The sequence below is a fragment of the Cypionkella psychrotolerans genome (genome assembly GCF_001294535.1).
Lineage (GTDB): Bacteria > Pseudomonadota > Alphaproteobacteria > Rhodobacterales > Rhodobacteraceae > Cypionkella > Cypionkella psychrotolerans.
Genome location: NZ_LGIC01000086.1, coordinates 193,053 through 212,046, shown reverse-complemented (window position 1 = coordinate 212,046; position 18,994 = coordinate 193,053). Strand labels below are relative to the sequence as shown.

Annotated in this window: 19 protein-coding genes; 10 read left to right on the top strand and 9 right to left on the bottom strand. The window is 60.1% G+C overall.

What is annotated here, in order from left to right:
* Positions 1-67 precede the first annotated feature (67 nt).
* From AKV04_RS20735 to AKV04_RS20715, 5 genes are all read left to right on the top strand, one after another.
* Complete coding sequence (locus AKV04_RS20735; RefSeq protein ID WP_054008290.1) at positions 68-253, top strand: zinc-finger domain-containing protein; 186 nt, start codon at positions 68-70, stop codon at positions 251-253.
* An 11-nt stretch (positions 254-264) separates the two neighbouring features.
* Positions 265-939: a TIGR02117 family protein gene (locus AKV04_RS20730; protein WP_054008289.1), complete on the top strand. Its 675-nt coding sequence runs from the start codon at positions 265-267 to the stop codon at positions 937-939.
* Positions 940-999: 60 nt separating this feature from the next.
* A complete protein-coding gene (gene polA, locus AKV04_RS20725) occupies positions 1,000-3,807 on the top strand; it encodes a DNA polymerase I (RefSeq protein WP_054008288.1) in 2,808 nt (935 codons plus the stop codon).
* Positions 3,808-3,873: 66 nt separating this feature from the next.
* On the top strand, positions 3,874-4,233 hold the full coding sequence (locus AKV04_RS20720; RefSeq protein WP_054008287.1) for an MmcQ/YjbR family DNA-binding protein: 360 nt from the start codon (positions 3,874-3,876) through the stop codon (positions 4,231-4,233).
* Entirely contained in the window at positions 4,230-4,802 is a 573-nt protein-coding gene (locus AKV04_RS20715; RefSeq protein ID WP_054008286.1) for a YdeI/OmpD-associated family protein, read from the top strand. The genes AKV04_RS20720 and AKV04_RS20715 overlap by 4 nt, the downstream gene beginning before the upstream one ends.
* A 52-nt stretch (positions 4,803-4,854) precedes the next feature.
* Here AKV04_RS20715 and AKV04_RS20710 read toward each other — a convergent pair whose 3' ends face one another.
* The 3 genes from AKV04_RS20710 to AKV04_RS20700 form a co-directional block, all read right to left on the bottom strand.
* Complete coding sequence (locus tag AKV04_RS20710; RefSeq protein WP_054008285.1) at positions 4,855-5,316, bottom strand: DUF1203 domain-containing protein; 462 nt, start codon at positions 5,314-5,316, stop codon at positions 4,855-4,857.
* 150 nt (positions 5,317-5,466) lie between these two features.
* Positions 5,467-5,835, bottom strand: coding sequence for an HIT domain-containing protein (locus tag AKV04_RS20705; RefSeq protein ID WP_054008284.1), 369 nt, complete (start codon positions 5,833-5,835; stop codon positions 5,467-5,469).
* A 3-nt stretch (positions 5,836-5,838) separates the two neighbouring features.
* On the bottom strand, positions 5,839-7,416 hold the full coding sequence (locus AKV04_RS20700) for a DUF5928 domain-containing protein (protein WP_054008283.1): 1,578 nt from the start codon (positions 7,414-7,416) through the stop codon (positions 5,839-5,841).
* A 138-nt stretch (positions 7,417-7,554) separates the two neighbouring features.
* On the opposite strand from AKV04_RS20700, the gene AKV04_RS20695 reads away from it, so the two are divergent.
* Positions 7,555-8,373 (top strand): sulfotransferase family protein, encoded by an 819-nt coding sequence (locus AKV04_RS20695; RefSeq protein ID WP_054008282.1) that lies wholly within the window; start codon positions 7,555-7,557, stop codon positions 8,371-8,373.
* A gap of 101 nt (positions 8,374-8,474) precedes the next feature.
* Here the strand turns inward: AKV04_RS20695 and AKV04_RS20690 are convergent, their stop codons facing one another.
* Together AKV04_RS20690 and AKV04_RS20685 are read right to left on the bottom strand one after the other, a co-directional pair.
* On the bottom strand, positions 8,475-9,479 hold the full coding sequence (locus tag AKV04_RS20690) for an NAD(P)H-quinone oxidoreductase (RefSeq protein WP_054008281.1): 1,005 nt from the start codon (positions 9,477-9,479) through the stop codon (positions 8,475-8,477).
* A 12-nt stretch (positions 9,480-9,491) separates the two neighbouring features.
* Positions 9,492-10,187: a COQ9 family protein gene (locus AKV04_RS20685; RefSeq protein ID WP_054008280.1), complete on the bottom strand. Its 696-nt coding sequence runs from the start codon at positions 10,185-10,187 to the stop codon at positions 9,492-9,494.
* Positions 10,188-10,294: 107 nt separating this feature from the next.
* On the opposite strand from AKV04_RS20685, the gene rpsU reads away from it, so the two are divergent.
* On the top strand, positions 10,295-10,501 hold the full coding sequence (rpsU, locus tag AKV04_RS20680; RefSeq protein WP_054008279.1) for a 30S ribosomal protein S21: 207 nt from the start codon (positions 10,295-10,297) through the stop codon (positions 10,499-10,501).
* Between the two features lie 237 nt (positions 10,502-10,738).
* Positions 10,739-11,545, top strand: a complete 807-nt coding sequence (locus tag AKV04_RS20675) for a transglutaminase-like domain-containing protein (protein WP_054008278.1) — start codon at positions 10,739-10,741, stop codon at positions 11,543-11,545.
* Between the two features lie 53 nt (positions 11,546-11,598).
* Here the strand turns inward: AKV04_RS20675 and AKV04_RS20670 are convergent, their stop codons facing one another.
* Positions 11,599-13,524, bottom strand: coding sequence for a PhoX family protein (locus tag AKV04_RS20670; RefSeq protein ID WP_054008277.1), 1,926 nt, complete (start codon positions 13,522-13,524; stop codon positions 11,599-11,601).
* Positions 13,525-13,585: 61 nt separating this feature from the next.
* Here AKV04_RS20670 and AKV04_RS20665 point away from each other — a divergent pair, with 61 nt between their 5' ends.
* A complete protein-coding gene (locus AKV04_RS20665; protein WP_235815723.1) occupies positions 13,586-14,143 on the top strand; it encodes an EamA family transporter in 558 nt (185 codons plus the stop codon).
* Positions 14,144-14,146: 3 nt separating this feature from the next.
* On the opposite strand, the gene AKV04_RS20660 is transcribed toward AKV04_RS20665, so the two are convergent.
* The gene (locus tag AKV04_RS20660; protein ID WP_054008276.1) at positions 14,147-14,611 is read right to left on the bottom strand and encodes an Lrp/AsnC family transcriptional regulator; all 465 of its coding nucleotides are present in this window, start codon (positions 14,609-14,611) and stop codon (positions 14,147-14,149) included.
* Positions 14,612-14,753: 142 nt separating this feature from the next.
* On the opposite strand from AKV04_RS20660, the gene ald reads away from it, so the two are divergent.
* Positions 14,754-15,872 (top strand): alanine dehydrogenase, encoded by a 1,119-nt coding sequence (ald, locus tag AKV04_RS20655; RefSeq protein ID WP_054008275.1) that lies wholly within the window; start codon positions 14,754-14,756, stop codon positions 15,870-15,872.
* Between the two features lie 141 nt (positions 15,873-16,013).
* Here ald and mscL read toward each other — a convergent pair whose 3' ends face one another.
* Both mscL and AKV04_RS20645 read right to left on the bottom strand, forming a co-directional pair.
* Positions 16,014-16,424 (bottom strand): large conductance mechanosensitive channel protein MscL, encoded by a 411-nt coding sequence (mscL, locus tag AKV04_RS20650; protein ID WP_054008274.1) that lies wholly within the window; start codon positions 16,422-16,424, stop codon positions 16,014-16,016.
* 170 nt (positions 16,425-16,594) lie between these two features.
* Positions 16,595-18,940 (bottom strand): aldehyde dehydrogenase family protein, encoded by a 2,346-nt coding sequence (locus AKV04_RS20645; RefSeq protein WP_054008273.1) that lies wholly within the window; start codon positions 18,938-18,940, stop codon positions 16,595-16,597.
* Between the last annotated feature and the right edge of the window lie 54 nt (positions 18,941-18,994).

The following is an 18,994-nucleotide window of genomic DNA, read 5'->3' as shown; positions in this document are numbered from 1 at the left end:
CGCAGCGCCCCTTGCCCGTGGGGCGATAGCGGATACAATGCGGGCAACCCCAGCCAAGGACGCATCCATGTCGATCAACGCCCCGGAAACCCAGATTGTCACCCATTGGAAAATCGCTTGCGATGGCGGTGAGGCGGCTTTGGGCCATCCGCGCGTTTGGCTGACCATCCCGGAAGATACCGGCTTTGTCGAATGCGGCTATTGCGACAAGCGTTTTGAGATCGACCGCGCCCATGCGCATGATGATCACTAAGGCCTGAGGGCTTGCGCGCGCGGTTTTTGATCCGGGCGGCGACGGGGCTCATTTGTTTGCCATTGCTGTATTTTGGCGCGGGGTTAGTCGGAGCGGTGATCCCCGGCAAACATGCTGATCTGGCCCCCGGTACCGATGTGCTGATTGGCCTTGCCCGTGCGCCAATTCATTATGATTTTCTGCTGCCGCTGTCGCCCGAGTTGCGCGCCCGCTATGGCTTTGCCAAAGGCGCGGGGGTGCCTGTAGATGCGCCGCAAGCCGAATGGTTGCTGGTCGGTTGGGGGTCAGAGGCATTTTACACCAGTGCTGGCAGTTACGCCGATATGCAGCCAGGGGCGGTGTTTACCGCGATCACTGGCGATAAAGCGGTGTTGCATTTGGATGTGGCGGGGGATGTCGCCTCGGTTGAGGGGATTGATTATTTCACCCTGTCGGACGCGCAATATCAGGCGCTGCTGGCCAGTCTGGACGCGAATTTTCAAAGGGATCAGACCGGGGCGCCGTTGGCTTTGACCGCGCATTTCAATGATCACGATGGGTTTTTTGCCGCCAAGGGTGATTTCAGCATTCTGCATCCCTGCAATGCTTGGTTGGGTGAGACTTTGCGCGCGGCAGGGGTGCCGTTTGGAATTTGGACGCCGACGCCGCAAGCGGTGGAACTGTCTTTGCGCTGGCATCAAGGCTAGAACGCCACGCCGCTTCGTGGCAATACTGCGCCCTGAAGCGGGAAAAAGGGCGGGCAGATCATGGCATTCGGCAAAGGCAATCACCTGCATCTGATCGATGGCTCTGCGTTTATTTTCCGGGCGTATCATGCGCTGCCGCCGCTGACTCGGAAGTCGGATGGAATGCCTGTGGGCGCGGTGGCAGGGTTTTGCAACTTGCTGTGGGGTGAGTTGACTTCGACCCGGAAAGAGACCGCGCCGACGCACCTGGCGGTGATTTTTGATGCCGGATCGAAGACCTTCCGCAATGAGATTTACAGCGCCTACAAGGCGAACCGCCCGGAGTTGCCCGAGGATTTGCGGCCTCAGTTTGCCTATACCCGCAAGGCAACGCAGGCGTTCAACGTGCCTTGCATCGAGGTTGAGGGCTATGAGGCCGACGATATTATCGCGACGTTGGCGCGGCGGGCGCGGGAAGCTGGCGGGACGGTGACGATCATCTCGTCCGACAAAGACCTGATGCAGTTGATTGGCGATGGCGTCGATATGCTGGATCCGATGAAGAACAAGCGGCTTGGGCTGGATGAGGTGTTTGAGAAGTTTGGCGTGGCCCCCAATCGCGTGGTCGATGTGCAGGCTTTGGCCGGGGATTCGGTCGATAACGTGCCGGGCGCGCCGGGAATAGGCATCAAGACGGCGGCTTTGCTTATTCAGGAATATGGCGATCTGGAAGCGCTTTTGGCGCGGGCGGGCGAGATCAAGCAACCGAAGCGGCGCGAGGCTTTGGTGGATAACGCCGATCTGATCCGCATCTCCAAACGTCTGGTGCAGTTGGATGGGGATATGCCGTTGGACTGGCCGTTGGAGGGGTTGGAACTGCGGGCGGTTGAAGCCGATGTGGTGATGGGCTTTCTGCAAGAGATGGAATTCTCAACCCTGACCAAGCGGGTGTCTGAACGGTTGAAGATTGCGGCTCCGGTGGCTGATCCGGCGCGCGGGATGCATGTTGAGGGCGCGCATGATGATGCCGTTGAGACGGTGCAGGTGCCGTTCGATGTGGCGGGCTATGAGAAGATCGACACGATGGCGGCGCTTGACGCGTGGATCGCGCGGATTGTTGAGGTTGGGCATGTGGCGGTGGATACCGAGACGACCTCGCTCGATGAAATGCAGGCGGAACTGGTGGGGATTTCTTTGTGCGTCGATGCCGGGAAGGCTGCCTATATTCCGCTGGGGCATAAGCAGGGCGGCGGTGATCTGTTTGGGTCGTCGGAATTGGTGGCGGGGCAGCTTGGGCTTGATGAGGTTTTGGCGGCGTTGAAGCCGGTGCTGGAGGATGCTTCGGTGCTGAAAATCGGCCAGAACATGAAATATGACTGGAAGATTTTCAAACGCTATGGCGTCGAGGTTGGCCCGTTTGACGACACCATGTTGATGTCTTCGGCAATGCAGGCGGGGCTGAATGGGCATGGCATGGATGCGTTGTCCGAGAAGTATCTCGGGCATACCTGTATTCCGATCAAGCAGTTGATCGGCTCGGGCAAGTCTGCGGTGACGTTTGATCGGGTTGGGGTCGATGATGCGGTGAAGTATGCGGCCGAGGACGCCGATGTGACGTTGCGGCTGTGGGCGTTGTTCAAGCCGCAACTGCATCGGGCGCGGGTGACCACGGTGTATGAGACCTTGGAGCGGCCTTTGGTGCCGGTGCTGGCGCGGATGGAGATGGCGGGGGTTCAGGTGGACCGCGATACTCTGTCGCGGATGTCGAACGCCTTTGCGCAGAAAATGGCCGGGTTGGAGGCCGAGATTCAAGAGATGGCGGGGCAGCCGTTTAACGTGGGCAGCCCGAAGCAGTTGGGCGAGATTCTGTTCGATAAGCTTGGCTTGCCGGGGGGCGAGAAGGGCAAGACCGGGGCCTATGCCACCGGGGCGGATGTGCTGGAGGATCTGGCGACCGAGCATAAGCTGCCGGGGCTGGTGTTGGATTGGCGGCAGTTGGCCAAGCTGAAATCGACCTATACCGATGCGTTGCAGGACCATATCAATGCCGAGACGGGCCGGGTGCATACCTCGTATTCGATCACCGGGGCTGTGACGGGGCGCTTGGCCTCGACCGATCCGAATTTGCAGAACATTCCGATCCGGTCCGAGGAGGGGCGGCGTATCCGTGAGGCGTTTGTGGCACCGAAGGGTAAGATTCTGGTGTCCTTGGACTACTCGCAGATTGAGCTGCGGATTTTGGCACATGTGGCGGATATCGCCTCGCTGCAGCAGGCGTTCAAGGACGGCATTGATATTCACGCGCTGACGGCGAGTGAGATGTTCAACGTGCCGCTTGCGGAGATGACTTCGGATATTCGGCGGCGGGCGAAGGCGATCAACTTTGGGGTGATCTACGGGATTTCCGGCTTTGGTCTGGCGCGGAACTTGCGGATACCGCGGGCGGAGGCGCAGGGCTTCATTGATCGGTATTTTGAGCGGTTTCCGGGGATCAAGGAATATATGTCCGATACCGTGGCCTTTGCGCAGAAGAACGGCTTTGTGCAGACTTTGTTCGGGCGGAAAATCCACACGCCAGAGATCAACGCCAAGGGGCCGGGGGCGGGCTTTGCCAAACGGGCGGCGATCAATGCGCCTATTCAGGGCACCGCCGCCGATGTGATCCGGCGGGCGATGATCCGGATGCCTGCGGCGATTGCGGATATTCCGGCGACCATGCTGTTGCAGGTGCATGACGAATTGCTGTTCGAGGTTGAGGAAGGCTCGGCGCAGGCGCTGATCAAGGTGGCGAAGGATGTGATGGAGGGGGCCTCGCATCCGGCCGTGCAGTTGAAGGTCCCGTTGACGGTAGAGGCGGGCGTGGGCGCGACTTGGGCGGCGGCGCATTGAGGGTGAAGGCTGGGGGTTTTCCACCCCCAGACCCCCGAGGATATTTGAGCACAGAGGATGACCTAAGTGATCCAGAACTGGGCGGAGTTGAAGGCTTTTGCTTTGGGCATGGATCTGCCCGAGATCACCTTGGCCACGCCTTGGGGGCATGAGGCGCTGAAGGCTTTTGGCAAGATGTGGTGCTATTGGTCGTATTATGAGGATGCGGCGGTGTTCAAGGCCAGCCGCGATGAGCGCGAGATGTTGATGGCCGCGGAGCCTGCGACATTCTTTCTGCATCCGCATTATGCGCCACATAATCTGGTTCTGGTTCTGGTTCTGGTGCGGGCTGGGCGGATTGATCCGGGCTGGGCAAGGGCTCGGCTTTTGCAGCAGTGGCGGGATGCGGCACCGAAGCGGTTTTTGAAGGGCCGGGACGCGCGATGACGCTGCTGGCTTTTGCCACGCCCGCCGAGTGGCATGACTGGTTGGCGGCGAACCATGATCGCGCCAGCGAGGTTTGGGTGCTGTATCACAAGAAGGGCTCGGGGGTGGCCTCGGTCGATTGGCAACAGGCGGTGGTGGAGGCGCTGGTTTGGGGCTGGATTGACGGGGTGCGTAAGACGCAATCTGAAACGCAATGGATACAGCGCTTTACGCCGCGCAAGGCTGGTTCTGCATGGAGCCAGATCAACCGTGCCCATGCCGAGCGCTTGATTGCCGAAGGCCGGATGCAGGCGGCGGGGTTGGCGGCGGTGGAGGTTGCGCGCGCCAATGGGCGGTGGGCGGCGACCTATTCGGGCGGCAAGGGGGCAGATTTGCCTGCGGATTTTCTGGAGGCGCTGGCGGCGGCTCCGCCGGTGGCGCGGGATCACTTTGCCAGTTTGGATGCGAAGAACCGCTATGCGATTTACTATCGGCTGACCACAGCGAAGCGCCCGGAAACCCGCGCCAAGCGACTGGCGGAGTTCATCGCAAAACTGACGCAGGGCGAGGGGCCGCTTATCGCGTCCTGACGGGCGCTCTGCGCTGGTGGCAGCGCAGAGGCCTGTGAGGGCCGAGAAGCGATCAGGCGCGCTCAACCCGGAGTTGGTAGCAGTTGTTGCGGGCGGATCTGATGTGGACATAGGCGATGCGCGGGTCGGTCAGACGGGTTTCCGCCTCGGCGGGGATCGTCGCGGTGGGGACGACGGCCCCGGTGCCGTAGACGATGCGGTTCTCGGCGGAATAGCCCCGGATGATGTACTCGGGGGAGGCGAGGATTTCGGGGATTTCTGCGCTGCCGCCTGCTGCGCAAGCGTTGGCGCAAAGAAAGATCGGACCGAGTTCGGCATAGGGTTGCGCCGAGGGGAACGGGCGGTGGGCGAGGATCAACATGCCTGCGCCCTTAGGAATCATTTGCAGGCAGTGGCGGCAGGGGTTGCCTGCGCCGTCGGAGATGTGGCGCTCAGGGATTTGACCGTTGGCGTCTGGGCCGCCGGCTTGGTAGGCGCGGACGGTTTCGGTGGGGATGGGCGTGAAGCGGATCATCGGAGCCTCTGGGTTAGGATTGGCCCAGATAGCGCCGCGAGGAGGAGTCAAGCGACCCGAAACCTGCTGTTAACGCATTGGCTTTATGCTTGATCGGAGTTCGCCCCAGAGAGGGCGTATTTTGAGGGTCGCTCTGAAACGCAAACCGCCTTAACGCTGGATCAGCGGCCCCATGACTTTGCCGCCCAAGATATGCAGGTGGTAATGCGGCACCTCTTGCATGCCATGCGGGCCTGCGTTGGTGATGGCGCGGTAGCCCATGCCGGGGGCAACGCCGACAATCTCACAGACCTTGGCACAGGCGCGGTGGAAATCGAGGATTTCCTCGGCCGATGCCTTGGCGGCGAAGTGATCGAAGGTGGCGTAGGGGCCTTTCGGGATCACCAGCACATGCACCGGGGCATGCGGGGCGATGTCGTGGAAGGCGAGCGAATGCTCGGTGTCCAGCACGGTTTTGTTGGGGATTTCCCCGCGCAGGATGCGGGCGAAGATGTTTTGCGGGTCATAGGTGTAGGGCATCGGTCAATCCACAAACAGATAAGCGGTGGCGGCGATTTCGCGCGCCTTCTCGGAGCTTATGTCAAGAAATTCGGCCAGAGGCACGGTGTTTTCATCGATACTGGCGCTTTGCCGCACGCGCAGCAGATTGGGGAAACCTGCGTCGCGGATGCGGTCGCCTTCAAACTTCACATCATAGCGGATGGTGGGCAGCAGACGGCCGATGGTGTCTTTGGGGGTGGAATCGCTGGCCAGACCGACGCGCTTGGCGTGGCCGATCAGATATTCATCGGTGAAATCACATTCGATTTCTAACAGCCGGACTTTGGCCTTGTCGTTGTAGAAATCCTGCATCAGATCGACGTTGGCGGGGTCGATGCAGATCACCAACTGATCGGTTTGCCAGTAATCGAACAACACCCGCATCAGGGCGCGGCGGTGGCGGGTGCGTTTTTCCAAGGTCGATTGGATGCCGCCAAGATCGGGCAGCGGGGTGGAAGCCTCATTAAACAGATAGTCCAGCGCGGGTAGGTTGGTGACTTGGCGCACGCGTTCCACCAAGCGCTTGGCGACGTGCCATTTCTTGCAGGTGACCATCATCAGGGTGCGGTGGCGGCCAAGCGAGCTTTCGGTTTCCCAGAATCGGGGGGCGAAACGGCGGCCGACGCGGCCACGGCCCGAGATGAATTTGAACAGGCTGCGGCCTTCGTTTGAGATCGCAAAGCGTACGCCTTTGGCGGCGTAAAGCTTGCCGAGGCGGTCTTTCAGATCGGTGGCGTCGGGACTGATTTTGCGGGCGAACAGGTAGTCTTGACTGATCAACAGATCGTAATTGTCGTTATAGAAGGTCACCGGCATGCCGTAATCGGTGAACATCAGAAAGGTCAGGGTGCGGGTGCGTAGTTCCGCCTCGGGGATCAAATGGCGGACGATGGTTTGAAAAAACGTCTCGTCGGGAATCCAGGTGGTGCGGAAGAACCGCATCACGTCGCGGCGTTTCTTGGTGAAATCGAGCACGGATTCGACGGTGCGGCGGCGCAGGCACCACCATTGGCTGCCGATCTGCATGGCGATGTCGGCGGGGACGTTGCGGGTCAGGCCGAGTTTGTCTTGCCATTTCATCGAGGCGTAAAACAGCGCCTTGTGGGTGCGCTCGTTGAAATAATGGCGGTAGATCAGGCGTTCTTCCTTGATGCCAGTTTTGATCCAGTCGGAACTGAAGAAATCGAAGCTTTCGATGTAATCGACTTCCTCGCGGTCGAGGAACCTATGGGCGAATTCGGCGGATTTGATCGGCATGCAATCGCCGGACAGCATGTAAAAATGGGTGGCGCGCGGGAAGGCTTCTACGGCAGCCTCGACGGCCATCAGGGTGGCTTCGACCAGCGACCATTCGCCCCAGCCACATTTGGCGCGGCGTTTGGTGAAGGTGACGTTGGGGTTGGCGGTGAGCACAGAGCGAATTTTGTCGAAATCGGATGGCTTGGCGCGGCCGTCGAAATGGATGGCGACATAATCCCCCACCGCTGTCAGGCGTTGGGCCTGAGCGATGATCCCCTCGGGATCCTTGTGGCAAAGCAGGATGTAGGCGATTCTGGCCATTTGGTGAACATTAAACCCTTGAACGCGTCATTGTTTCCCTAAATACCTTGAAGACACATTGAAAAGACAGAGTTTGTTTGCTTTTTTGTGCTGGATTGAGTTTGTGCGGCTTTGGGTCGGACGTTTAGGAGTGCTTGGATGGGTTTCCCCGGAACTTGGATGACAGAGTCGGAATCGGTGGTCTACCGGGTGGTGCCGAAATGTGCCTGCTCGACCATCGGGCAGATCATGTTTTACTCGGATCATGGCAAGTTTTTCGATGGCGATATCCATGATGCGACCGGGGGCATGCACAAATGGGCGATTGAGGCGAGCCAGCCGCTGATTGAGCGCAATGTGAAGACGCATAAGTCTTACGCCTTTACCTGCGTGCGCAACCCCTACACGCGAATTCTATCGTCATTTTTCGATAAGATTTGCGGCATTCAGCGCAACGGCAAGCGCTATCGCGGCAATCTGGTGCCGCTGCTGGTGCAGAAATACGGTGTGCAGGTGGGCGGCGATGATGGGCAGGGTGAGTTCGATCAGATCGAAAGCTTTCGCCGGTTTCTGCTGTTTGCGCGCGACACCATCCGGTTCAAGAAACCGATGGAGCCGGACATTCACTGGTCGGCGATGGCGGGGCATGTCTCGACCTATATCGTCAACGGCGGACGCTATGACAAGATTTTCTTCACCGAGAAATTCGACGAAGGTATGGGTGCGGTGCTGAAGAAAATCAAGGTAAAGCATAAGGTTGATCTGAAGAAGATCCCGAAGTTCAACGAGAGCGAAGGCCACGGGCCAAAGCGACTGCACCCGGTTGAAGACTACTTTGACGATTTGTCGCGGCATCTGGTTTGGGAAATCTACAAGCGGGATTTCCAGTTGTTCAAGTATGATTTCGACAATCCGGGCAACAAGATGCCATTGGCCGAGGTGGATCTGGACGAGGTGCATGCCAAGCTGGGCGATTGAGGCTGGCGTTGGAACTGGGGGTTTCACACCCCCAGACCCCTGTGGGATATTTGCACGCAGAGGATGACAATTTTAGATAAATTGTTTGGATTTTCTGCGGTTTAATCCGGTATTTTCATCACGATTTTGCCGATGTGACCCGAGCTTTCCATCCGCCAGTGTGCTGCGGGCGCTTCTGTCAGGGCGTATTCGCTGTCGATCACCACACGGAATTTACCCTGCGCGATCAGCGGCCAGATGTGGGTTTCGACTTGCTGCGCGATCATGGCTTTGGCGGCATCGGATTGCGGGCGCAGGGTCGATCCGGTCAGGGTCAGGCGGCGCATCATCATCTCGGCGAAATTCAACTCGACCTTGGCGCCTTGCAAGAAAGCAATCTGCACAAGACGGCCATCATCGGCCAAAGCGCGGACATTGCGCGGCAGGTAGGGACCGCCGACCATATCGAGGATGAGGTCGAATCCGCCGAGTTTTTTGGCTTCTTCGGAAAAGTCGGTCGTTTTGTAGTTGAAGCAGGTCTCTGCGCCCAAAGCCTTGACTGCAACGCATTTCTCATCACTGCCTGCGGTGGCAAACACCCGCGCACCCAAGGCGGCGGCGATTTGAACTGCCGTGGTGCCGATGCCGGAGGAGCCGCCGTGGACGAGGAAGTGCTCGCCTGCTTTGAGTTTGCCGCGCATCACCATGTTCGACCAGACGGTGAAGCAGGTTTCGGGCAGGCAGGCGGCTTCGCGCAGGGTCAGGCCATGGGGGATCGGCAAGGCATGGGACTCGGCGCAGGCGACGTATTCGGCATAGCCGCCACCGGGCAACAGGGCGCAAACCTTGTCGCCGATTTGCCAGCGGCTGACGCCGGGGCCCATGGCAACGACGGTGCCCGCGCCTTCTAGGCCGGGTAGGGGCGAGGCAGAGGCGGGCGGTGCATAAGCGCCTGCGCGTTGTAGCGCGTCGGGGCGGTTTACGCCTGCATAGGCGAGGTGGATGATGATCTGGCCGTGACCGGGGACCGGGACCGGAAGCGATACCGGGGTCAGCACATCCGGGCCGCCGGGGGCAGAGATTTCCATCGCCAGCATCGAGGAGGCCAAAATTGAGGGGAGCGTCATTCAGAGAGCCTCTTATGGTTTGTGATGGCCGGGCAGGTCATGCGGTTGCGGCGCGCAGATTCTCTCCAGCAGTTTCAGCGGGCCTGCCAGCAAGGCTTTGGCGATTGGGTTATTGCTGATCGCGGTCTTGGTGTTCTCAAACGCTGTGACATTGGCAAGGCGGCGGTCAAGGAAGGCCCAAGTGTCTGCATTGTTTTCGGAGTGATCGCCCAGCCAGAACAGCACTGTGGCGGTGTAGACGGCGGAGAGCGTGGCGCGTTTGGAATACCAGTTCAGGTCGTTCGAGGTATCGCCAAGCGCGCGCCAGATCGCGTCGGCGGTGGACCAGATCAGCTTGGCCCCTTCGGGGGCGTGGTGTGGCAGGCTGAACAGGGTGGTGCCCCGGCGGACGAGTTCTTTGTCGGCATGGCTGAGGCGCAGCTTGATCGCAAGGGCGACGCGGTTGGTATAGCGCAGAGCGGTAAGGTCTGTGGCGGCGAGGGCTGCGGTCATCGCAGCATCGCCCTGCTGGTGGTAAGCCACCGCAAGGTCGATGCCGCCGCGCGGGAACAAAGCGCGGGCCAAGCCGGGGGCTATGCCCGAATCGGTCAGGGCGGCTTGCAGGGTGGTTTCAGACCAGCCGTCGAAGGCGGCGTGGGGCAGGGCGGCTTGCAGAATAAGGCTTTTGGCGGCTTCCATGCTGGTATCCGAGGTGTTTTTATCGTCCATTTCGATCCCCTTCTTCGTGTAAGGTAGACAAAGCCACGGGGCTTTGCTATGCGCGCCAAGCCTGCACATTCAGTGCAACTCTAACTTAGGAAGGTGGTGACAACCACATGCAGGTCAGCGTCCGCGATAATAACGTTGAGCAAGCGCTTCGCGCCCTCAAGAAAAAGCTCCAGCGCGAAGGCGTGTTCCGCGAAATGAAGCTCAAGCAACATTTCGAGAAACCCTCCGTCAAAAAAGCTCGCGAATCCGCCGAAGCCGTGCGCCGTGCGCGCAAGCTCGCCCGGAAGAAGCTTCAGCGCGAAGGCGGGATGTAATTTTCGGCTTGCCGAAGATTGCCAAACGTTAGCGACACTGGAGGAGCGATCCTCACCCCGATTGACCCCCGCCCGTAAGGACGGGGGTTTTTCATTTTGATTATATTTAGAGCATATCGTCTATTTTGCGGGCATCTTCGGCCTATTCACCCAGAGGCCCGGCCATTCGCAGCAATCTGGCAACCGAAAGCGGGCAGCGGCGTTTAGCTGGAAACGATCACAGCGAAAGGGCTGTCTATGCTTTTGAGGTTTGGCTACGACATCTCCGTGTCTTGTGGGCAAGAAACGCCGATGATCTGCATGATGTCGGTGCGCGATGAGTTGCGCGAGGCTTTGCGCGTGCAATCGGCGATGGTGACGACGCCAGCGGTGCCGACGACCGTGTATCGCGATTTGTTCGGCAATACCTGTCGGCGGATGGTGGCGCAGCCGGGCCTGTTCAGCCTGCGCAGCGATTGCACGATTGAGCTTAGCGGGTTGCCCGATCCGGTGATGCCATGGTTGCAGCCGACGCCGCTGGCGGAATTGCCGGATGAGGTTTTGATCTATCTGGTCGGTAGTCGGTATTGTGAGACCGATAAGCTGAGCCAGATCGCGTGGGATATGTTTGGTCATATCGCCCCCGGTTATACGCAGGTGCAGGCGATTTGTGATTATGTGCATCGCCACATCCGATTTGATTATATGAACGCGCGGGTGACGCGGACGGCCTATGAGGGCTGGCAAGAGGGCACCGGGGTGTGCCGCGATTTCGCGCATCTGGCGATTACTTTGTGCCGCTGCATGAACATTCCGACGCGTTATGTGAACGGCTATATCCCGGATATTGGTGTGCCCGTCACCGGACCGATGGATTTCGCGGCCTGGATGCAGGTTTACTTGGATGGCGGCTGGCACACCTTTGATCCGCGCAACAACGTGCCGCGGATTGGCCGGGTTGAGGTGGCTTACGGGCGGGATGCGGCGGATGTTCCGCTGATCCACTCGTTCGGGCCGCATGTGTTGCAGAAGTTTACGGTTTGGGCGGAAGAAGTGAAAGCTTAGGCGTTGAAGGAGAGTCCCCGCCCACCCGCATTGCAGGTGGGCGGGAAGCGTTGTCAGCTGGCGACTTCGGCACCGTCGTTGCGCTGGATCGCAACAACAGCTGGACGCGGCAAACCGCCTTCCTTGAAGTCGGGCCAGAGCGTTTCGGCCTTGTCGAGCGTCTCTGCATTTTCCGCCGGGTGCTGGACCGAGATGAACAAGGTGGTGCCATCAGGCGTAAAGCACGGGCCGGAGGCCTCTGCGCCAATCGGGCAGGCGAACAGCAGCTTGGGCAGACCGCGCGCCGGGCCCTCGGTATCGACACCATACACCCCGTCGGCGATGTCAAAGTCATTGGCGCCATCGGTGGAGACGAACATGCGGCCTTTGGGATCAAACGTCAGGTTGTCGGGGTTCACGAACCAGCCGTTCTCAGAGGTATCCGGGCTAAAGGTGGAACTGGTCGCCGGGTCTTTCGGGTTGCCCGCCAGAACGAAGAGATCCCAGCCATATTTCTCGGCGGTATGGTCGGCATCAACGCCAACACCACCCGGTGGGATCATCTCGACGATATGGCCCCACAGGTTTTCCGGGCGGGTGTTGGCGGGGTTCAGCTTGTCTTGGGTGATTTTCTTGTTCTTGGTCATCACAGCGTAAACACGGCCCGTCACCGGGTTGGTTTCGATATCTTCCGGGCGGTCCATCGGCGTGGCCCCCAGAACGTCCGCCGCCAGCCGCGCCTTGCGCACCACATCGGCTTGATCGGCAAAACCTGCCTCTGCGGTCAGCCCTGCGGTGCCGTGGGTCAGCGGCAACCATGTCATGCTGCCATCGGCATCATAGCGCGCGACCGAAAGCGTGCCCGCATCCAGCAAATCCTTGCCCGAGGCCGGGTTGGCCGGATCATATTTCGCTTCCGTGACAAAGCGGTAGACGTATTCAAAGTAATCGTCATCGCCCATGTAAACCACCACACGACCGTCTTTGTTCAGCACAACGGTGGAGGCCTCATGCGACATCCGGCCCAAAGCGGTGCGCTTGACGGGGGTGGAGTTGGGGTCGTAGGGGTCGATTTCAACAACCCAGTCAAAGCGGTTCGGCTCGTTCGGTTCTTTGCCCATATCGAAGCGGGCATCGAAGCGCGCGCGGCCATAATAATCCGAGCCATCATAGCCGTAGCGTTCCAGCGCAGCCGCCTCGGGGTTGCCCTCGATCGAGCCGCCAAAGGTATCCGACGCGCCTTCTTCACAGGTCAGCACGGTGCCCCACGGCGTCACGCCGCCCGAGCAGTTGTATGTGGTGCCCTTGGCCATCGTGCCGGTCGGGTCATAAGAGGTTTTCAGATGCGCGTTGCCAGCGGCAGGGCCGGAAATCGTCATCGGCGTGTCCAGCGTGATGCGACGGTTCAGCGGGCTGTCTTGCACAACCGACCACACACCGTCCTTGCGGATGATTTCCACGATGGAATGGCCAATCGCCATGTTGCACAGCGCAACCTGCGCTTCGGTCATCTTCGCGCTAGCGTCATCTTCGGTCATGTCGGCGAACATCACGTTCGGCGAGACATATTCGTTGTTCACACACAGCAGTCCGTGATCTGAGGTCTGCGAGCCGCGCGGCAGCGGCATGAAGGCGATGTAATCGCAGTTATAGCCGAATCGGTCGGCCTGCGCTGCGGCGTCGATTTTGGCGGGGTCAAAAGCCTCTTGCCCGGCCTTCATCGCATCGCCCCAAGCGACCACGACATCTGCCTTATAACCCTCGGCGACATGGTGCATCTTGTCATAGATGCGGGTCAGTTCGGTGAATTGCAGGCTGGATTGCGCGGCCTGCGCATAGGCTTGGGTGGAAAACAGCGAGCCGACAAAACCTTGCGCGGCCACAGCGCCAAGCGTCGCCCCGGCACTTTTCAGAAAGCTGCGGCGCGAGCGGTCGGCAATGATATCGCGCATCGGTTTGTTGGTGGTGCGGCTGTGCAGATTTTCAGGGGTTTTGTTCATGACTGGAGTCTCCTCTGGCTGTGTGGCGAGAGGCTAGCGAAGCCGTGTAACGCTTGCATGATTGGACATCAGCCAAGGGGGCTACGGCACAGTCCGGTTGGATCAGACCGTCAACGCGCATGCCTTGCAGAAGATCATGGTCTGGGCGCATGATATGGACACTTGGGCGGGCGAGGATGCGATGAAGGCACTGATGGGAAGCTGGCAGTTCTGGGCCTTGGCCTCAGCGGGTTTTGCGGCGCTGACGGCGATTTTTGGCAAGATCGGCGTGTCGCAGATCAATTCGGATTTCGCGACGCTGATCCGCACTGCGATTATTCTGGTGGTGATTGCGGTGATCGTCTGGGCGACGGGGCAGGCGCAGCCTTTGGATTCTGTTCCCGGCAAAACCTATGTGTTTCTGGCGCTGTCGGGGCTGGCGACGGGCGGCTCGTGGATTTGCTATTACCGGGCGCTGAAGATGGGCGATGCGGCGCGGGTGGCGACCATCGACAAGCTCAGCGTGGTGCTGGTGGCGATCTTCGCGGCGATTTTCCTGAAAGAGCAGTTGTCCTGGCTGAACTGGTTGGGGGTTTGCCTGATTGGGGCGGGGGCGGTGCTGGTGGCTTACAAAGTATAGCTGCTAGACCGCCAGAGCGGTGGTTTTGACCACGGTGCGTAGGGCGAAGCTGGATTGCATCTGGCGCACACCGGGCAGGCGCGACAGGTGTTGGCGGTGGATGCGGGCGAAATCCTCGGTATCTTCGGCCATGATCTTGATCAGGTAATCGGCGGTGCCTGCCATCAGGTGACACTCCAAGATGTCTGGCACCTTGGCGACTTCGCGCTCAAAGGCGTCGAGCAGGTCTTCGGCTTGGCTCTGCAGGGTGATCTCGACAAATACCGTGGTCGGCTTGCCCATGCGGCGGGTGTTCAGCAAAGCGACATAGCCGTCGATATAGCCGGCTTCCTCCAGCAGTTGCACGCGGCGGTGACAGGCCGAGGGCGACAGGTTTACCCGTTCCGACAGATCGGCATTGGTGATGCGGCCGTCTTTTTGCAAGACCCCGAGGATGCGGCGGTCGGTGGCGTCTAAATCGGCGGCCATGGTGAAAATCTTTCTCAGATCGGCATTTATTCGCAGAATCTACCACGGACCGCGCAGAGTGTCAGTAAAATTTCAAAACATTTGCAACGGTTCGGGTTCAAGCTGAGGCGCAGGGACGCAGAGTCCATCAGGGAGAGAGCTTATGAAAATCGGATGTCCGAAGGAAATCAAACCGCAAGAATTTCGTGTCGGCATGACCCCGAACGCCGCGCGCGAAGCGGTGCTCGCGGGTCATGCCGTGATGATCGAAACCGGGGCCGGCAATGGCGCGGGCTTCACCGATGCGGATTACATCGTGGCGGGGGCTGCGATTGTGGGCACGGCAGAGGAGGTCTTTTCCGCCGCCGATATGATCGTGAAGGTCAAAGAGCCGCAGCCCATCGAGCGGGCGCGGTTGCGGGCGGGGCAGGTGTTGTTCACCTATCTGCATCTGGCCCCCGACCCGGATCAGACGCGAGATTTGCTGGCCTCAGGCGTCACCGCAATTGCTTATGAGACGGTGACGGATGATCGCGGTGGGTTGCCGCTGTTGGCGCCGATGTCGGAGGTGGCGGGACGGTTGGCGCCTCAGGTCGGGGCGTGGACCTTGCAGAAGGCCAATGGCGGGCGCGGCGTGTTGATGGGCGGCGTGCCGGGGGTTCTGCCTGCGAAGGTTCTGGTGATTGGCGGCGGGGTGGTGGGCACTCATGCGGCGAAGATTTCTGCTGGCATGGGCGCGGATGTAACGGTGCTGGACCGGTCCGTGAACCGCCTGCGCTATCTGGATGATGTGTTCGGCGGTCAATTCAAGTGCGGCTATGCCGATGCGGCGACGACGATTGAACTGGCCCGGCAGGCTGATCTGATCATCGGGGCTGTGCTTATTCCGGGGGCGGCGGCTCCGAAACTGATTTCGCGCGCGCAACTGGCCGAGTTAAAGCCGGGCGCGGCTTTGGTCGATGTGGCGATTGATCAGGGCGGTTGTTTTGAAACCTCGCGCGCGACGACACATCAAGACCCGATCTATGAGGTTGATGGCATCATGCATTATTGTGTGGCGAACATGCCGGGGGCGGTGGCGCGGACCTCAACGCTGGCGTTGGGCAATGCGACGATGCCGTTCATGCTGGCTTTGTCCAACAAGGGCTGGAAGCGGGCCTGTGCCGAGGACAAACATTTGCTGGCCGGGCTGAATGTTCACGCGGGCAAGCTGACCTATGCGGCGGTGGGCGTGGCTTTGGGGTTGCCGACGATCTCTGGGCTGGACGCGTTGTCGATCTGAGTTCTGGGTTGAATACAGGTGGGTTTGCGGCGGGCATCGAGCCTGCCGCAAAGGCGCTGCCGCGTTCGCTTGGGCTATGGTGCGATGAAAAAGGCCCCCGCTGCGCGCGAGGACCTTTTGCATGGGCGTTTGCCGAGCGCGTTACTTTTTCACAGCAACGAGGATTTCTTTCAGAACGTCCAACTCGGTCGGACCAGCTGGAGCAGCGGGGGCTTCGGCCTTTTTCGGCATGATCTTGTTCATGGATTTCACCAGCATGAACACCACGAAAGCGATGATCAGGAAGTTGATGATGGCGGTGATGAACGCGCCATAAGCAAACACGGCCGCGCCGGATTCTTTCGCGGCCGCCATGGTGGCCGGGTTGGTGCCGGAAAGGTCAATGAACATGTCCGAGAAGTTCACGCCGCCCAGGATCAGGCCGATGATCGGGTTGATCAGGTCGCCAACAAGGCTGTTGACGATGGCGGTGAAGGCGGCGCCGATGATGATACCCACGGCGAGGTCCATCACATTGCCCTTCATGATGAAGGCTTTGAACTCGTTGATCATTCTAATGTCCCTTATTTGGTTCCGCCATTTTGGCGTGCTTGGATGCCTGCGTGCCTACGCATGACACCGGGAGTATGCCACAGGTTTTAGCACCTGATCAGGGGGAATTTTTTGCGAAGCGTGAACAATTTGGGGGAAATCCGGGGGGTTAGGCCCGGATTCTGCTGTAATCACTCGCCGTAGGGCACCCAAATGGTTTTCACCTCGGTCGCAGCGCGCAGGAAGGTGCGGCCTTCGCCCTCGGTGATCCAGTCACGCGACTGGCCGTTGTTGACCCATGTGCGCTTGATGTTTCCGGCGGATTCTTTCTCGATCAGCGCGGAGAGCGGGGTGGAGGAAAAGCTCCACACTGCGTCAATATCGCGGTGGCCTGCGAGGGGTTTGGCGAGTTCGGCATGTGGCCCGGTGACGATGTTGACGACGCCTGCGGGCAAATCTGAGGTGTCGAGCACTTGGTAGAAATCGGTCGCGGCGAGGGGGAACGGCTCGGACGGGACGAGGATGCAGGTGTTGCCCATCGCGATGGCGGGGGCCATCAGGGAAATCAGACCGAGCAGCGGGGCATCGTCGGGGCAGAGCGCGCCGATCACGCCACAGGGTTCATTCATCGCCAGCGCCACGCCGCGCAGGGGGACGGATTTCACCGCGCCGTCGAATTTATCGGCCCAAGCCGCATAGGTGAACAGGCGGGCGATGGAGGCTTCGACCTCGACCTCGCCGGAGCGACCGGTGAGATCGCGCAAGCGGCCCGCGAACTCAGTGGCGCGGGCGGAGAGGTTTTCGGCGATGTAATATAGAATTTGCGCGCGGGTGTGGGCGGTGGTTTTGGCCCACGCTTTGGCGGCATGGGCGGCTTCCACTGCGTTGCGGATGTCTTTGCGGTTGCCAAGGCCCGCGTGGCCGAGCAGCTTGCCTTTCGGCGACCAGATCGGTTGCGAATAGCCGCCATCGGGGCGGGCTTGCTTGCCTGCGATGTAGAGTTTGGCGGTGCGGTCGATGCTGGAGGCCTCGATGATGGCGGGGGCGTCGATGGCCTTGATCGGGCTCAGCGGTTTGGTTGCGCGGCTGGGTTTGACATAGGCCATCAGCCCCTCCCAACCGCCTTCGCGGCCAAAACCGCTTTCGCGCACGCCGCCGAAACCAGCGGCGGCGTCGAACAGGTTGGTGGCGTTGACCCAGACGACTCCGGCTTTGACTTTCGGGGCCACGTCGAGGGCGAGGTTGATGTTTTCGCTCCAGATCGTCGCGGCGAGGCCGTATTTGGTGTTGTTGGCGAGATCGGCGGCCTCAGAGGGGGTGCGGAAGGTCATGGCGACCAGCACCGGGCCGAAGATTTCTTCCTGCATCAGGGTGGAGGCGGCGGAGAGCCCGGTGATCAGGGTCGGCGGGTAAAAGCAGCCTTCGGGCACCGCGCAAGCGGCATGGTAGGTTTCGCCGTCTTTGTTGGTTTCCACGAGGCCTTTGATCGTGGCGAGTTGCACCGGGTCGACGATGGCGCCAACGTCGATGCATTTGTCCAAGGGGTCACCAAGACGGAGGCCGTCCATCCGGCGTTTTAGTTTTTCGTAGAACCGCTCGGCGATGCCTTCTTGGATCAGCAGTCGCGATCCGGCGCAGCAGACCTGGCCTTGGTTGAACCAGATCGCATCGACAAGGCCCTCGATGGCAGAGTCGATATCTGCGTCGTCGAACACGATGTAGGGGGATTTGCCGCCCAATTCGAGCGTCAGCGCTTTGCCGGAACCTGCGGTGGCTTCGCGGATTTTGCGGCCCACGGCGGTTGATCCGGTGAAGGCGATTTTGTTGACATCGGGGTGGTTGACCAGCGCCGCGCCGGTATCGCCGTCGCCGGTGACGATGTTCAAAACGCCTTTCGGCAGGCCCGCTTCTCGGCTCAGTTCGGCGAACAGCAAAGCGGTGAGCGGGGTGTATTCGGCGGGTTTCAGCACCACAGTGTTGCCTGCGGCGAGGGCAGGAGCAACTTTCCATGCCAGCATCAGCAGCGGGAAGTTCCACGGGATCACCGCGCCACAGACGCCCAAGGCTTGTTGACCGGGGAGTTCGCTGTCGATCAGTTGCGCAAGGCCCGCGTGGTAGTAGAAATGGCGGGCGACAAGCGGGATGTCGATGTCGCGCGATTCGCGGATTGGTTTGCCGTTGTCCATGGTTTCCAGCACGGCCAGCAGGCGGGAATGTTTCTGCACGAGGCGCGCGAGGGCGTATAGATATTTGGCGCGGGCATAGCCGGGCAGTTTCGCCCATTTCGGTTGGGCGCGGCGGGCGGCTTTGACGGCGGCATCCACATCAGACGCGGTGCCCTGGGTGATATGCGCGAGCGGTTTAGCCGTTGCTGGGTTGCGGGTTTCAAACGTCTCGCCGGGTTTGGTGAAGGCGCCGTCGATCCAGTGGCCGAAGCTTTGGTGTTTATGCAGCCAAGCCATGACCTCGGCATTGCTTTCAGGGGCGGGGCCATATGCCATGCTGTCGAAAATCTCGCGGACGGTGGGTTGGGTCATGGCTTTGTCCTTTGGCGGGGCGGCAGGCTTTGGGCGGGAGCGGTTGGGGCGGGC